Genomic DNA, 11,316 nt, shown 5'->3' with positions numbered 1-11,316 from the left:
TAGATTGTTGTGAATTTGTTAAAAGTGAAGATTAACACGAATACTAATTTAATAATTCTACTCTTTTGATATATACGTTTTTGAGAGGCCAATCGGCATCGTCGGTATCAACATTAGCAATTTTGTCTGCGACATCTAGTCCAGCTATTACTCTTCCAAAGATTGTATAATCACCATCTAATTGATACACATCTCTCAGCGTGATAAAGAACTCATATGGTGAGGCCAATTTATATGGATTGTCAATATCACTGCTTGGCATAGAGATGACACCTCTGTCATGGCGAAACCCTCTTTTGGTATCTGTTGGTAATAAGTACTTACCAATAAAACGTCTTTTACGCATCACATCCTTTTCATCTGTACTTCCACCTTGAATGATATAATTTTCGATTACACGATAGAACTGTGTATTATCAAAATATCCCTTTTTGGTAAGATAGATAAAGTTAGCGCGATGGAATTTGGTTTCATTAAACAGCAAGATATCTATGTTTCCAAAGTCGGTAACAATACGTACTCTATTTTCTTTATTTTCCTTTTCATATTGAAGAAAAAACTCCATGGCATTATCTTTGGTCAATAGGAAGTCTTCTTTTTTTTCTTCGGAAATGGTATCGATTTTTTCTATATCAGTTTCTTTTTTAACTTGAGTAGAATCTATAATTTGTGTAGGAGATTTCTTTTCAGATTGTTTATCTTCACAATTGAAAATTAGTAAGCAACATACGATTATTAGAAAAAACCTCATAAGGGAATGAATTTTGAAACGTTTATAAAATCGGTATCAAAAATAAAAAATCTAAATCTTCCGGGAGAAACCTCACAGTTTAAAATGTCACCACCATTTCGTGAACATCTAGTTGAGGAAAACAGGGAGAAAATGAAATATGCCAAAAAAGCAGGTGTTATGGCTCTGTTTTATCCTAGACGTGAAGCGACATATTTAATACTCATTTTAAGAAAAACCTATAGAGGTGTGCATTCTGCTCAAGTTGGCTTTCCAGGAGGTAAATATGAAGATGATGATCCTAACTTAGAATTTACAGCGCTTAGAGAAACTCAAGAAGAAGTTGGTGTAGATATAAATACTGTAGATGTTTTAAAAGCGATGACCCCTTTATATATTCCGCCAAGTAATTTTACAGTAGCTCCTTTTTTTGGAGTAACAAGTGTAACACCAAATTTTGTGAAGCAAGATGAAGAGGTTGAGGATCTTATAGAAGTGAAACTTACCGATTTTTTAAATGATAATCATACAAAAGATGTTAGTGTCATGACTTCATATGAACGTGAGTTAGAAGTTCCTGCTTTTATATTAAACGGACATGTGGTTTGGGGAGCTACAGCCATGATGTTAAGTGAATTAAAAGACTTGTTAAAAATGGTGTTGTAAGTATTAGATTTTTGTAAGTTTGTCTTTCCGCTTAATAACTAACAATTAATGGGATTATTTAAAAGAAACCCCTTTGGGCATATACTTTTTATAAAAAAGTGGCTGATAAGAATCTTAGGTCTTCTCACACATCGACGATTTAGAGGTTTTAACGAACTGCAAATAGAAGGTTCTGATATTATAAAAAGTCTGCCAGACACAAACGTACTGTTTATCTCTAATCATCAAACTTATTTTGCAGATGTTATTGCTATGTTTCATGTGTTTAATGCTAGTCTAAGTGGTCGATTAGATAACATAAAAAATGTAGGTTATCTCTGGAACCCTAAATTAAACATGTATTACGTAGCCGCAAAGGAAACGATGAAGTCTGGTTTAATTCCGAAAATATTCGCTTATACAGGTTCTATAAGTATAGAGCGTACATGGCGCTCTAAAGGTCAAAATGTCAATCGTCAAGTAAAAATGAGTGATATCACGAGTATCAAAAAAGCACTAGATGATGGTTGGGTTGTTACATTTCCGCAAGGAACAACGACACCTTTTAAACCTATTAGAAAAGGAACTGCACATATTATTAAACAGTATAAGCCTGTAGTTGTGCCAATTGTAATAGATGGTTTTAGACGCTCATTTGATAAAAAAGGATTGCGTGTTAAAAAGAAGAACGTCTATCAATCTTTTGAAGTTAAAGAGCCTTTGCAAATCGATTACGAGAATGAGTCTATAGCAGAGATTGTTGAAAAAATTGAGTATGCTATTGAACAGCATCCTTCATTTTTAAAGGTTATTCCACAAGAAGAGTTGGAAGAGCAAGAGCGTTTAAATAAACTTAGAGACTGGTAATTAGTCTTTTATTTCGAAATCCTTTTCTTGATTACAAGTGTCGATTATTGCTTGTCTTTTACTTACAGCATTAAACAGAAAAATCAGTCCCATAAACAAGAAAAATTTAGACCAGCCAAAGCAGAGTGAAAAGACTATGAACATGATGCCCATAACAAACATCGAATTAGAATCATCAGTTTTTGAATCTTTAAGCTTCTTATCTTTCATAAATTAGACCTCTAGTTTTTTGAGTTCCCTATAATTTCTATTGAGACTGCGCAGTAGAAGCCCATAAATAAGCCAATAGAATAATAGTAGTATTCCAATCGCAATAACTAATGCTATTAGTGTTACAAGAGCCACACCAAGGTAATATTTAAAAATATCACCATTAGCTTGGGCAGTTTCAATAAGTGCACGTGTAGATTCATCATGATTTAATGCATAGGGCATCATATACGCTACACCTATAACCAATACAGCTAAATTAAAACCAACATATTGTTTTACAGTGCGTCTGGTCTTTAAAATATTTTCCATGAGTGTTTTGGCATTATCAGTAGTATTTATCGTTTTGTAGTTCATGTAAAAACGATAGAAGAAATAGGCCAGAATGGCGTAAGAAATAATGCTAAGAATAATAAAGCCAGTATCAGATTGCAGACCTTCGTAATCTTTATTAATACCAGAAGCTTTTAATCCAATAGCCATAAATAGCCAAAATACAAACTCTAGTATGCTTATAATGAAAATCCATTTTACAATGGAAGATGACTTTTTAAGGATCATCTTATAGAGTTCATTATAGGTTAACTTTGGGTAAGCAGACTCTTGTTTCTGCCAATCCTTTTTTAATAGATCTAATTCATCCATAATGTTACGGATTTAATATTGTTTTTAATTTTTTCTTCACCCTATTCATTTTCACACGTGCATTAACTTCAGTTATACCTAGGGTTTCACTTATCTCACTATAATTTTTGTCTTCTAAATATAAAAAGACCAATGCTTTTTCAATATCATTTAATTGGTGTACTGCTTTGTACAATAATTTGAGTTGTTGTTCTTCGGTGTCATCATAATCTTCCGATTTTATTTTAAAAGAAACCGACTCAAATCCTTGAGTAGCTATACTGCGTTTTGATTTTCTATATAAAGTAATTGCTGTATTTAATCCCACGCGATACATCCACGTACTGAACTTAGCATCACCTCGAAATTTTGGATATGCTTTCCATAACTGTATGGTAATCTCTTGAAACAAATCATTGTGAGCGTCTTGATTATTTGTATATAATCGACATACTTTATGCACAATGTTTTGATGCTTCTCAAGTAATTCAACAAAACTATGTTCGAGTTCTTTATTCAAATTATTAATTAGTTAGTTAACTATATGTAGTCATAAAATTTAAATTGTTACAACTGTGTTAAACATTAATTCAAAAATAAGTTTTTAACACCGTTATATCGTACCTTTGTAACTATTATTTTAAGAGCCATTTCTTATGAATATTCCCAATTCAAAACTACCACGAGTGGTTATTATTGGAGGCGGTTTTGCTGGCGTTAATTTAGCTAAAACCTTGGCCAATAAAGATGTTCAGGTTGTATTACTGGACAAACACAATTATCACACATTTCAACCTCTGTTATACCAGGTTTCTAGTTCTGGTTTAGAACCAGACTCTATAGCTTACCCATTAAGAAAAATAATAAAAAAACATAAAAATTCTTTTTTTAGACTTGCAGAGGTAAAGCATATTTATGCCGAAAAAAATGAGATAGAAACAAGTATTGGTATGCTTGGTTATGATTATCTTGTTATTGCTACTGGAACTAAAACTAATTATTTTGGAAATACATCTATTGAAACCAATAGTATGCCAATGAAAAGTGTACCTCAAGCACTAAATATTAGAAGTTTGATCTTGCAAAATTTAGAGAAAGCTGCTATTGCTAATACTAAAGAAGAGCGCAATGCATTCTTAAACTTTGTAATTGTAGGTGGAGGCCCAACTGGAGTAGAATTGGCAGGTGCTATTGCCGAATTAAAAAATCATATTCTTCCTAGAGATTATCGCGATTTGAATAGTAATGATATGCAAATTCATCTATTGGAAGGCGCTAATAGGGTTTTACCGCCAATGAGCGAGCATGCTTCGAAAAAATCAGAAACGTTTCTTAAGAGTTTAGGGGTTGATGTACACACCAATACATTCGTTAAAGATTACGATGGGAAAACAGTAACCACCAACTCTGATTTGGTTTTACATACCGAAACCTTAATTTGGGCGGCAGGTGTTACTGGAGCCCCAGTATTTGGACTCAACGCGTCATCAGTATTAGAACGAGCGAACAGATATAAAGTGAATCGTTTTAATCAAATAGAAGGCTATCAAAATGTTTTTGCATTAGGAGATATTGCATTTATGACCACCGAAAACTACCCAAGCGGTCATCCGCAAGTTGCACAACCAGCCATACAACAAGGAAAACTATTGGGTAAAAACCTTCTCAAATTAATACATAATAAAGAGCTAAAACCGTTTACATACAATGATAAAGGTTCTATGGCTACCATAGGGAGAAATAAAGCAGTTGTTGATCTCAAGCATTTTAAGTTTGGCGGCTTTTTTGCTTGGTTTATTTGGATGTTCATTCACCTGATGTCCTTAGTAGGTTTTAGAAACCGCGTGATTGTATTTTTTAATTGGACATACAACTACATTAATTTTGATAAGGCAGCAAGGCTTATCATACGACCATTTAAAAAGTAATAGTTAGGGCGTTACCAACTTTCGCTTAGGCTACAGTCGGTCAGGCTGTACACTATATCTTTTGTAAACAAAAGGATGCCGTTTCCATCCTTAACGCGAAGTTTGTGATAATTTCAATAGCCCAAAAACTATACAATATTGTGCCAAGGCATAGGTAAGTATGATACTTATATTCGAATATGCTAGAGGTGTATAAAACTTGTTTAATGCTAAAAGACTATCAGAGATCATAAATAGTAGCGCTCCTATAAGTACAAATATAAAACTAATGCGTGGTGCCTTTTTTTGGCGCAAAAAAGCAGCAGTAGACATACTTAAAATTATCAACATGTAAACAACTACAGGGATTAACATGTCATTCAAACCGTCTTTCAATACATAGAATAAACCAATGGCATATAGCAACAATACAGAGACAAATCCTAAAGGTTTCAATGTTTCATTCCTGTGATGCAAAAAAACGATGACATACATAATATGAGCTATTAAGAACGATACTAATCCAAATAAAAAATAGTTGGGAGATTGCTCAACAAACATGAGTAGTACATCACCAATAAGCGAACAGACTAATGCTAATGCTACAAAATACCTAAGCTTAGTTTGAAGACCTTTGCTCTCTTTCCAAAAGAAAACCAATAGTGATATAACAATTGCAGGTTTGAAGAAGTAATGCCATTTTATATAGGCTTCAGAATTGCCTGTAATTAATTCGGCAATAACAATAAGGGCAAAAATGACACTAAAAATTTTCTCAGACTTTGAAAGTGCAAACATGTGTGTTGAATTGATCAGATTTCAAAAATATGCAATTCAGTAATGATTTTTAACAATTCGGTCAAATAGAATTTTTGCTGAAGGTCTTCTTTTACATCTTTGACCTATCAATCAAAAACAAACAGTTAAAATCATCAACCAATGAAGAATTTAGTAACACTTTTAACCATCCTATTCTCATCAGTCCTATGTGCACAAACAACAATCAGTGGAAAAGTAACCGACTCTAAAAGTCAACCCATTACAGGAGCTAATGTCTATCTTGACGGCACCTACGATGGAGACACCACCGACGATAAAGGTAATTTTAGTTTTACTTCAGATGAGACAGGTTCACAAACCTTAATCATTTCTTTTTTATCCTACGAAACTAAAACAATAATTGGTGATGTGTCAACACTTAAGAACCTGCAAATTAAACTTAAAGAAGATATGGAAGCCTTGGATGCTGTGGTAATTTCAGCAGGAACATTTGAAGCTAGTGATAATAGTAAGGTATCTGTACTTAATTCATTAGATGTTGTAACCACAGCAAGTGCTCTAGGTGATTTTGTTGGTGCATTACAAACGCTTCCAGGTACATCAACAGTTGCCGAAGATGGACGTTTGTTTGTAAGAGGAGGTGATGCTAACGAAACACAAATTTTCATAGATGGTATTCGTGTGTTTACACCTTATACGCCAACAGCAAATAATACACCAACTCGTGGTCGTTACTCTCCATTTTTATTTGATGGTATTACTTTTTCAACAGGTGGTTATTCTGCCGAATATGGAAATGCACTATCAAGTGTACTCTTATTAAATACAATTGACGAACCCGATCAACAGAAAACAGATATTGGTATCATGAGTGTTGGAGGAAGCCTTGGTCATACCAAAAAATGGGATAAAACTTCATTGAGTGTTAATGTATCGTACATTAATTTGGCACCTTATATAGCCTTGTTTGATGATCGTAACGATTGGGAGAAACCATATGAAGGAGCTCAAGGGGAAGCCGTATTTCGCCAAAAGTTCAACAGTGGTATGTTAAAATTTTATGCAGCTTTTGATACCTCAAATTTCGACTTGACTCAGGAAGATATAAATTTAAGTGAAGGTTTGCGTTTTAAACTAAACAATAGAAATTTCTATGCCAATACATCGTATCAAGGTGTATTAGGTAATGGTTGGTCATTACTTTCTGGCTTAAGTTATACCATCGCTAAAACAGATATTACGGTTATGGATAGCGATATTGAAGATGATGAAAACTCAGCACACTTTAAGTTAAAACTCAAAAAGCGCTTTAATAGTAGATTTAAATTAAACTTTGGAGTAGAGCATTTTACTACAGATTTTGATGAAACCTTTAATGACGAAACTTTTAATGGATCTTACGGATTCAACAATAATAACACAGCTGCTTTTACAGAATCGGATATCATCTTTAGTAAGAATTTCGCAATGAAAATTGGTGTGCGAGCAGATCGTTATGCACTGTCTGATGAATTCAAAATAGCACCTAGAGCTTCAATTGCTTATAAGACATCAGAAAACGGGCAGCTATCTGTGGCCTATGGAAGTTTCTATCAAAATGCTAATAATGAAATTTTGAAGTTCAATTCAGAAGTGGAGACACAGAACACCAAACATTATATTATGAATTATCAGTTTGTCAATGATGGACGAATATTTAGAGCAGAAGCCTATAGAAAGGAATATGACAATCTTGTAAAATTTGATACCGAATTTGAAGGTTTCGATTCTAACTTTAATAATTCTGGCTCAGGTTTTGCGCAAGGCTTAGATATTTTTTGGAGAGATAATAAAAGCATCAAGAACACCGATTATTGGTTAAGCTATTCTTACTTGGATACAGAACGTAATTATCGCAATTATCCAACTAAAGCGCAACCAAATTTTGCAAACACACACAATTTTTCGGCCGTAGCAAAATACTGGATCGAGGATTGGAAAAGTCAGGTAGGCTTTAGCTATACTTTTGGTTCTGGTAGACCTTATACTAATCCAAATACTAATGAGTTTTTAGGTGAAAAAACTAAAAGTTTTAATAGTGTAAGCTTGAACTGGGCTTATCTTTTGAGTCAACAGAAAATTCTATACTTTTCTATAAATAATGTTTTCGGATTTAAAAATATTAATGGTTATCAATATGCGAATACACCAAATATGAATGGTGTTTTTAATAGACGCGCCTTACGTCCTGCGCAAGATCAATTCTTTTTTGTAGGCTTCTTTTGGACTATTAGTGAAGATGGAAGTGATAACCAATTGGACAATTTATAAAATGATATAGGGCTTTTCAAACATGACATTTGTCATTCTTTTTGTGCAAGTATTGATGTAATTTACTTAGGTAAAACACTAGTATCATGAAAGCCAAGAAAAATCCAAAAGTTGATATCGGTAGAAATAGCAGTCTCTATTTCGCCATAGGCTTAAATTTAATGCTGTTATCAACGTATCTTTTATTTGAACATAAATCTTATAAGAGAGATGTACAATTAAAAGATATTGTTCAAGTAGACAATTTTATTGATGAAGATATTTCAATAGTCAACCTCAATGTGCCTCCACCGCCACCACCGCCACCACCAGCAATGGTTCCTCAAGAAATTAAAATCGTTGAGGACGTTGTTGAAATTGAAGAAACAATTATTGAAAGTAGTGAAGTGAGTCAAACAGACATCGTAGAGTATATAGCATCAGAAGACGAAGTTGAGGTAGAAGAAGTAGAAGAAGATATAGAAGTTCCTTTTGCTGTTATTGAAGACATTCCTGTTTATCCTGGTTGTGAAAATGGAACCAAAGCAGAAAAAAAGGCATGCTTCCAAAGATCTATTCAAGAACATATCAAAAAGCACTTTAACTACCCTCAAACTGCTGTGGATTTAGGAATGCACGGTAGAGTACATGTGCTTTTTATGATTGATAAAACAGGAAAGGTGACTGGAATCAAATCTAGAGGTCCAGATAAAATATTAGAAACTGAAGCAGAGCGTATTATTAGTCTTCTGCCAAAAATGACACCAGGTAAGCAACGAGGTATGGCAGTAAAGGTTCCTTATAGTATTCCGATTAGCTTTGTGTTGGAAGAATAAAAATTAAAGTATAAAAAGTACAGATATGTCATATCTGTGCTTTTTATCACAACCCTCCTTTATACCCACTTAATTCTAAGAGTTTTTCACTATTGTTAATGTCTAGCATAAATTCTATAGCTTTTTCTTTGTTTTCGGACTTATTATAATAAGTTTCACAAATTTTAAACCCCATAAAATATCCTAGATCTGGTGGAATGTCATCTCTGTCATAATTGTAAAACCAATTGGTTTTTATATGCTTAAAATTACGATCGAGATCTGTTTGGAATTTTATCCATAATTCAGCTTCATTTGATTCACCATAGCTATAAGTTTCTTGTAAGGTAAGCGGGAATTTCCCTGTTTGCAAGTACATTAAAAAATCTGCTGAGCCCTCACAGATAGACTTAGATAATAAATTTTTAGTATTTATATTTTTTTGATTTACATGCACTTGTTCATGAACAATAAGAGGAACAAGAGATGCATAATCATTAAGACTTTTTAATTGATCTTTGTTGAATAGAAATTCAGAATTAGTCATAGAACTAACTGCATTTTTCTCAATTTCTATAATCATCGTATTTTCTATAACAGTTCCAGCACGCTTAAATTGACCAACTACAAAGTAAATGTCATTAAATTGAGCTTTAGGGTAGGTGCGTTCAAAAGATTTTAAATGTTTTCTGATTTTTTCGCTGTCATTTTTTGCATTTAGTGTCACAGATCTAATAGAATTGTAAAAGATAGTGTCCTTGATGAATGTTGCAAAATCTCCAGCAGTAAGTTGATCTTTTTTAATCAACAATTGTAATCCTTTACTTCCTTTGTCTATGTATTCTTCCTGTAATACTTCGGCACGATCAGCATGACTTTTAAAGCACTTTGCTTTGTCATAGGCCTTCCAAAAGTTATCAATATCTTCAAAATGCAATGTTAAAGTCGCACTGTTTTTTACAGCAGAGTTGCTGCAATTGATAAAACATAACATCATAAAAAGATAAAATACAGCTTTAGTAACTCTGGTCATAGTTAGTTTGGGAAGGTTTCTAGTTGAAGCTTTTAATTGAGATAAATATTTGTGATGAGTTGTGATACAGTTGGATGATCATTTCCTCCTGCAGGTTCTATGGTAATATTCAAAGATTCAGCATTATCAATGTAATTCATAGCAAGCATGTCCTTGTTTTTATCAATGACACCCATATTTATCATTTCGCCTTCAACATCGGCCCACATTTGATAATCATGTTCATCATCAAGCTTAGGCAAATATTTTGTGTTTATGACAACCGATTTTTTTTCATTGTTAACATAACTTATTACTGTAGCTTCTGGCATTAATGCATTTCCAGTTAAGACATACTTTTGAACATCGGGATCATTAATTGCAACATACCATTTGTTAGTTTCCATGAGGTAGTTATTAAGATTCTCAATGTTACTGTTAAGTTTTTTGTTTTCTTGTTCTACAAGCTGCAACTGTTTTTTTGTGTTATTTAATTGACTAAACATATAAATAGAACCAATAAAAAGCAAAGCAGCTACACTGGCGGCAATATTTAAATAAGGTCTTAGTGACTTTTGTGGTGCTATAGAAACAGTTTTAGTTGACGATTTAGAAATAGTATTCAATATATTAGATTTAACCTCCTTTGGCGCATCTATAGCATTTTCTATAGCCATTTTTTCAAAATTGGCTTCAATAGTATCTAATTGTAATTTTAGCTCAGGGTATTGAATTATTGCAGATTCTAACTGAGCTTTTTCATTAGCATTCAGTTCTCCTAACACATAGAGTTCTAATAATCCGTTATCTAATATGTAAGTCTTTTCCATCATCTCATTACTTCAATTAAGATCATCAAAAACGTTACCATTTTTAAGTACGATTGCTGCAATTGTTTTATTGCTTGTTTTATGTAAGATTTAAACGTTCCTAACGGAACATCCATCACCTCATGTGCTTCTCGATGTGTAAGCCCATTAAAATACACCAACTCTATAGCTTTCTGGTGGTGAGGTTCTAAGCGTTTTATCGTACCATTTAGTTTTAAATAATCTAGTTTGTCAGTTTCTTCTTCTGTTCTATCTTTATATACACTTAAATCTTCTACTTGGATGAGTTGATCTGATTTTCTTAGAAAATTTAACGTTTTGTTTTTGGCAATTCTGTAGGCCCAAGTATAAAACCGTCCTTTGTTCACATCATAGCTTTCAGATTTTTCCCAAATGGTCATAAATGTATCTTGTAATAGGTTTTTTGCGACATCTTCATCTTTACATATTCTTATAATAACGCCATACAGAGCACTTGAATATTTGTCATAAATGAGACCTAGCGCTGTTTCATCCTTTTGCTGAAGTTTAAAAATAAGATTTTTTTCGTCGCTCATTAATGTTAAAGATTTCACAAAATAAATCTGTTGCTCATCCACCGAGAACA

General features: G+C 33.1%; 13 protein-coding genes. 5 read left to right on the top strand and 8 right to left on the bottom strand.

What is annotated here, in order from left to right; all coding sequences use genetic code 11:
• Positions 1–43: 43 nt before the first annotated feature.
• Complete coding sequence (locus KWG70_RS16935; RefSeq protein ID WP_230937230.1) at positions 44–751, bottom strand: peptidylprolyl isomerase; 708 nt, start codon at positions 749–751, stop codon at positions 44–46.
• A gap of 6 nt (positions 752–757) precedes the next feature.
• Between KWG70_RS16935 and KWG70_RS16930 the strand changes: the two genes are divergently transcribed.
• Together KWG70_RS16930 and KWG70_RS16925 are read left to right on the top strand one after the other, a co-directional pair.
• Positions 758–1,396 carry an NUDIX hydrolase gene (locus tag KWG70_RS16930; protein WP_230937229.1) on the top strand — a complete coding sequence of 213 codons (639 nt, stop codon included), beginning with the start codon at positions 758–760 and terminating at the stop codon, positions 1,394–1,396.
• Between the two features lie 48 nt (positions 1,397–1,444).
• Entirely contained in the window at positions 1,445–2,242 is a 798-nt protein-coding gene (locus KWG70_RS16925; protein ID WP_230937228.1) for a lysophospholipid acyltransferase family protein, read from the top strand.
• Here KWG70_RS16925 and KWG70_RS16920 read toward each other — a convergent pair whose 3' ends face one another.
• Genes KWG70_RS16920 through KWG70_RS16910 form a run of 3 tightly spaced genes read right to left on the bottom strand, consistent with a single transcriptional unit; the run spans position 2,243 to position 3,596 of the window.
• Entirely contained in the window at positions 2,243–2,452 is a 210-nt protein-coding gene (locus KWG70_RS16920) for a hypothetical protein (RefSeq protein WP_230937227.1), read from the bottom strand. It abuts the gene before it with no gap.
• Positions 2,453–2,455: 3 nt separating this feature from the next.
• On the bottom strand, positions 2,456–3,097 hold the full coding sequence (locus KWG70_RS16915) for a hypothetical protein (RefSeq protein WP_230937226.1): 642 nt from the start codon (positions 3,095–3,097) through the stop codon (positions 2,456–2,458).
• A gap of 4 nt (positions 3,098–3,101) precedes the next feature.
• A complete protein-coding gene (locus KWG70_RS16910) occupies positions 3,102–3,596 on the bottom strand; it encodes an RNA polymerase sigma factor (protein WP_230937225.1) in 495 nt (164 codons plus the stop codon).
• 136 nt (positions 3,597–3,732) lie between these two features.
• On the opposite strand from KWG70_RS16910, the gene KWG70_RS16905 reads away from it, so the two are divergent.
• Positions 3,733–5,004 carry an NAD(P)/FAD-dependent oxidoreductase gene (locus KWG70_RS16905; protein WP_230937224.1) on the top strand — a complete coding sequence of 424 codons (1,272 nt, stop codon included), beginning with the start codon at positions 3,733–3,735 and terminating at the stop codon, positions 5,002–5,004.
• A 90-nt stretch (positions 5,005–5,094) separates the two neighbouring features.
• Here the strand turns inward: KWG70_RS16905 and KWG70_RS16900 are convergent, their stop codons facing one another.
• Complete coding sequence (locus KWG70_RS16900; protein WP_230937223.1) at positions 5,095–5,781, bottom strand: lysoplasmalogenase; 687 nt, start codon at positions 5,779–5,781, stop codon at positions 5,095–5,097.
• A gap of 141 nt (positions 5,782–5,922) precedes the next feature.
• On the opposite strand from KWG70_RS16900, the gene KWG70_RS16895 reads away from it, so the two are divergent.
• Positions 5,923–8,073 carry a TonB-dependent receptor gene (locus KWG70_RS16895; protein ID WP_230937222.1) on the top strand — a complete coding sequence of 717 codons (2,151 nt, stop codon included), beginning with the start codon at positions 5,923–5,925 and terminating at the stop codon, positions 8,071–8,073.
• 86 nt (positions 8,074–8,159) lie between these two features.
• Positions 8,160–8,888 (top strand): energy transducer TonB, encoded by a 729-nt coding sequence (locus KWG70_RS16890; RefSeq protein WP_230937221.1) that lies wholly within the window; start codon positions 8,160–8,162, stop codon positions 8,886–8,888.
• A 46-nt stretch (positions 8,889–8,934) separates the two neighbouring features.
• On the opposite strand, the gene KWG70_RS16885 is transcribed toward KWG70_RS16890, so the two are convergent.
• From KWG70_RS16885 to KWG70_RS16875, 3 genes are read right to left on the bottom strand one after another with little or no spacing between them, the layout of a single operon-like run.
• Entirely contained in the window at positions 8,935–9,900 is a 966-nt protein-coding gene (locus tag KWG70_RS16885) for a gliding motility protein GldB-related protein (protein WP_230937220.1), read from the bottom strand.
• 32 nt (positions 9,901–9,932) lie between these two features.
• Positions 9,933–10,709 carry an anti-sigma factor gene (locus KWG70_RS16880; RefSeq protein ID WP_230937219.1) on the bottom strand — a complete coding sequence of 259 codons (777 nt, stop codon included), beginning with the start codon at positions 10,707–10,709 and terminating at the stop codon, positions 9,933–9,935.
• Positions 10,709–11,266 (bottom strand): RNA polymerase sigma factor, encoded by a 558-nt coding sequence (locus KWG70_RS16875; protein WP_230937218.1) that lies wholly within the window; start codon positions 11,264–11,266, stop codon positions 10,709–10,711. Before KWG70_RS16875 ends, KWG70_RS16880 begins: the two co-directional genes overlap by 1 nt.
• Positions 11,267–11,316 lie beyond the last annotated feature (50 nt).

Source organism: Psychroserpens luteolus (assembly GCF_021032705.1).
GTDB lineage: Bacteria > Bacteroidota > Bacteroidia > Flavobacteriales > Flavobacteriaceae > Psychroserpens > Psychroserpens luteolus.
Note: the sequence above shows the minus strand (reverse complement) of the source record. Positions and strands in the feature narration are given on the sequence as shown.

Coding starts and splice junctions, on each gene's coding strand:
- KWG70_RS16935 (WP_230937230.1), bottom strand. CDS start 751: ATGAGGTTTTTTCTAATAATCGTATGTTGCTTACTAATTTTCAATTGT.
- KWG70_RS16930 (WP_230937229.1), top strand. CDS start 758: ATGAATTTTGAAACGTTTATAAAATCGGTATCAAAAATAAAAAATCTA.
- KWG70_RS16925 (WP_230937228.1), top strand. CDS start 1,445: ATGGGATTATTTAAAAGAAACCCCTTTGGGCATATACTTTTTATAAAA.
- KWG70_RS16920 (WP_230937227.1), bottom strand. CDS start 2,452: ATGAAAGATAAGAAGCTTAAAGATTCAAAAACTGATGATTCTAATTCG.
- KWG70_RS16915 (WP_230937226.1), bottom strand. CDS start 3,097: ATGGATGAATTAGATCTATTAAAAAAGGATTGGCAGAAACAAGAGTCT.
- KWG70_RS16905 (WP_230937224.1), top strand. CDS start 3,733: ATGAATATTCCCAATTCAAAACTACCACGAGTGGTTATTATTGGAGGC.
- KWG70_RS16900 (WP_230937223.1), bottom strand. CDS start 5,781: ATGTTTGCACTTTCAAAGTCTGAGAAAATTTTTAGTGTCATTTTTGCC.
- KWG70_RS16895 (WP_230937222.1), top strand. CDS start 5,923: ATGAAGAATTTAGTAACACTTTTAACCATCCTATTCTCATCAGTCCTA.
- KWG70_RS16890 (WP_230937221.1), top strand. CDS start 8,160: ATGAAAGCCAAGAAAAATCCAAAAGTTGATATCGGTAGAAATAGCAGT.
- KWG70_RS16885 (WP_230937220.1), bottom strand. CDS start 9,900: ATGACCAGAGTTACTAAAGCTGTATTTTATCTTTTTATGATGTTATGT.
- KWG70_RS16880 (WP_230937219.1), bottom strand. CDS start 10,709: ATGGAAAAGACTTACATATTAGATAACGGATTATTAGAACTCTATGTG.
- KWG70_RS16875 (WP_230937218.1), bottom strand. CDS start 11,266: ATGAGCGACGAAAAAAATCTTATTTTTAAACTTCAGCAAAAGGATGAA.